This window comes from Escherichia sp. HH26CH (assembly GCF_009820205.1).
Lineage (GTDB): Bacteria > Pseudomonadota > Gammaproteobacteria > Enterobacterales > Enterobacteriaceae > Escherichia > Escherichia coli_F.
Genome location: NZ_VNXM01000003.1, coordinates 1 through 3,014, shown reverse-complemented (window position 1 = coordinate 3,014; position 3,014 = coordinate 1). Strand labels below are relative to the sequence as shown.

The window sequence follows — 3,014 nt, the reverse complement described above, 5'->3', positions numbered from 1 at the left end:
TGGTGGCTACGACGGGATTCGAACCTGTGACCCCATCATTATGAGTGATGTGCTCTAACCAACTGAGCTACGTAGCCAGATTGTTTCTTCGATGGCTGGGGTACCTGGATTCGAACCAGGGAATGCCGGTATCAAAAACCGGTGCCTTACCGCTTGGCGATACCCCAATAACCGGGCGGTGAACCGCTTACTCGAAGAAGATGGCTGGGGTACCTGGATTCGAACCAGGGAATGCCGGTATCAAAAACCGGTGCCTTACCGCTTGGCGATACCCCAATAACCGGGCGGTGAACCGCTTACTCGAAGAAGATGGCTGGGGTACCTGGATTCGAACCAGGGAATGCCGGTATCAAAAACCGGTGCCTTACCGCTTGGCGATACCCCATCCGTACAACGCTTTCTGGTGAATGGTGCGGGAGGCGAGACTTGAACTCGCACACCTTGCGGCGCCAGAACCTAAATCTGGTGCGTCTACCAATTTCGCCACTCCCGCAAAAAAGATGGTGGCTACGACGGGATTCGAACCTGTGACCCCATCATTATGAGTGATGTGCTCTAACCAACTGAGCTACGTAGCCATCTTTTTTTCGCGATACCTTATCGGCGTTGCGGGGCGCATTATGCGTATAGAGCCTTGCAGCGTCAACCTCTTTTTCAAGGAAAATTGCTCGAAAGTGACTGTTTGGTTAGGTTGCGAACAGCGTGGCGCTATATTCGTCAATTATTGTTTACTTTGTGTTTTTTCCCCACCCTACAGCCATTCTTTTGTCATACAGGATGAAATTCGGAATTCAACAATAGTGGTAGGAAATTAATCTATGAAGTACTGGCCTACAGTGATGAGTTGTCAAACAGTGATGTGGCAAACCCGGAACATTTCCTTACTGCATATGAGAATCAACAAGCAGCTCAATAACTGAAACAGCCCCGGATTTCTCCGGGGCAGTACCGCCTTTCTTACTTATAGGCCGACTGGTGAACGCCAACCGCACGACCAGACGGATCGTCCATTTTCTTGAACGCCTCATCCCATTCAATCGCTTTAGCGGAAGAACACGCGACGGACGGGCCGCCCGGTACACACTCAGCGGCGCTCGGTAGCGGGAACAGTTCTTCAAAGATCTCCCGGTACAGATACGCTTCTTTTGAGGTCGGCGTGTTGTACGGGAAGCGGAAACGGGCAGTTTCCAGTTGTTGATCAGAAACCTGCTGCGCCGCCACTTCTTTCAGAGTGTCTATCCAACTGTAACCGACGCCATCGGAAAACTGCTCTTTCTGCCGCCAGGCCACGCTTGCAGGCAGATACGCTTCAAAACATTCACGCAGGATGTGTTTTTCCATTTTGCCGTTACCGCACATTTTATCCTGTGGGTTAATACGCATTGCCACGTCGAGGAATTTCTTGTCGAGGAACGGAACGCGCGCTTCCACGCCCCAGGCTGACATCGCTTTGTTGGCACGCGCGCAATCATACATATGCAGGGCCAGCAGTTTACGCACCGTCTCTTCATGTAGCTCTTTGGCGTTTGGTGCTTTGTGGAAGTAGAGATAACCGCCAAACACTTCATCAGAACCTTCACCGGACAGCACCATTTTAATGCCCATCGCTTTGATCTTACGCGACATTAAATACATCGGTGTTGAAGCGCGGATAGTGGTCACATCATAGGTTTCAATGTGGTAAATCACGTCGCGGATGGCGTCCAGACCTTCCTGTACAGTGAAGTGAATTTCATGATGCACAGTGCCCAGATGGTTTGCCACTTCCTGGGCTGCCTTCAGATCCGGTGAACCCGGCAGACCTACAGCAAAGGAGTGCAGCTGCGGCCACCAGGCTTCAGAGCGTTCCTGATCTTCCACGCGACGGGCGGCGTATTTCTTGGTGATCGCGGAAATAATTGAGGAATCCAGACCACCAGAAAGCAGCACACCGTAAGGCACATCAGACATCAGATGGCTTTTAACGGAATCTTCCAGTGCCTGACGCAGCTCGTTTTTGTCGGTCACGTTATCTTTCACCGCATCGTAGTCGAACCAGTCGCGGTGATAATAAGAACGGATTTCGCCGTCCTGACTCCACAAATAGCTCCCCGCCGGGAACTCTTTAATCGTGCGGCATACCGGCACCAGGGCTTTCATTTCTGAGGCCACATACAGCTGACCATGTTCGTCATAGCCCATATACAGTGGGATGATCCCCAGATGGTCGCGACCAATCAGATACGCATCTTTTTCGCTGTCGTACAGGGCAAAAGCGAACATGCCCTGCAAATCGTCGAGAAATTCCGGCCCTTTTTCCTGATACAGCGCGAGGATCACTTCACAGTCAGACCCGGTCTGGAACTGGTAACGATCGCCATATTCAGCGCGCAATGCCTGGTGGTTGTAGATTTCACCGTTTACTGCCAGCACATGAGTTTTTTGTTGGTTGTAGAGAGGTTGCGCCCCCGCGTTAACGTCAACAATGGACAGACGTTCGTGGGCGAGAATGGCGTTATCGCTGGCATAAATACCGGACCAGTCCGGGCCACGATGACGCATCAGGCGTGACAGCTCGAGTGCTTTCTTACGCAGCTCAACTGCGTCTGTTTTGATATCGAATACGCCAAAAATTGAACACATAACCTTCTCCGTTAACCTGGTATTTGTTGCTTGTTGTGTTTGCTTGTTTAAAAAAATGCCGCAAAGCAGCACTGTGCGCAAGCGATTTGGCTGGGGGGGAATAAAAAACGTAATGGTGATTGTCGATTGGTGAAAAAAGGTCTGGTGTGAGGATGTATTTATTGATGAATCGATAATTTTTAGCGGGTTTTATTAAATGGTTATATTTTACGGGGGCCAAATTGCTGACAAAGTGCGATTTGTTCATGCCGGATGCGGCGTGAACGCCTTATCCTGCCTACAAAAGCATGAAAATTCAATATATTGCAGGAGCTGCGTAGATACTGTTATGGCCTGCAAGTTTTTTTCTACCCCGGTTTCCCAGATTGCAGGCATGCCAGACACAGCGCCGT

At 50.4% G+C, this 3,014-nt stretch carries 1 protein-coding gene and 6 tRNA genes; all 7 read right to left on the bottom strand.

Translation table 11 applies throughout. The annotated features are described in order from the left end of the window. Nucleotides 1–77, bottom strand: a tRNA-Met gene (locus tag FQ015_RS00440). 15 nt (nucleotides 78–92) lie between these two features. Further along, nucleotides 93–167: transfer RNA gene (locus FQ015_RS00435), tRNA-Gln, on the bottom strand. Between the two features lie 34 nt (nucleotides 168–201). Next, nucleotides 202–276, bottom strand: a tRNA-Gln gene (locus tag FQ015_RS00430). A gap of 34 nt (nucleotides 277–310) precedes the next feature. Further along, a tRNA-Gln gene (locus FQ015_RS00425) sits at nucleotides 311–385 on the bottom strand. Between the two features lie 23 nt (nucleotides 386–408). Beyond that, a tRNA-Leu gene (locus FQ015_RS00420) sits at nucleotides 409–493 on the bottom strand. 8 nt (nucleotides 494–501) lie between these two features. Next, nucleotides 502–578, bottom strand: a tRNA-Met gene (locus FQ015_RS00415). A gap of 379 nt (nucleotides 579–957) precedes the next feature. Further along, nucleotides 958–2,622, bottom strand: coding sequence for an asparagine synthase B (gene asnB / locus FQ015_RS00410; RefSeq protein ID WP_000337077.1), 1,665 nt, complete (start codon nucleotides 2,620–2,622; stop codon nucleotides 958–960). Nucleotides 2,623–3,014 lie beyond the last annotated feature (392 nt).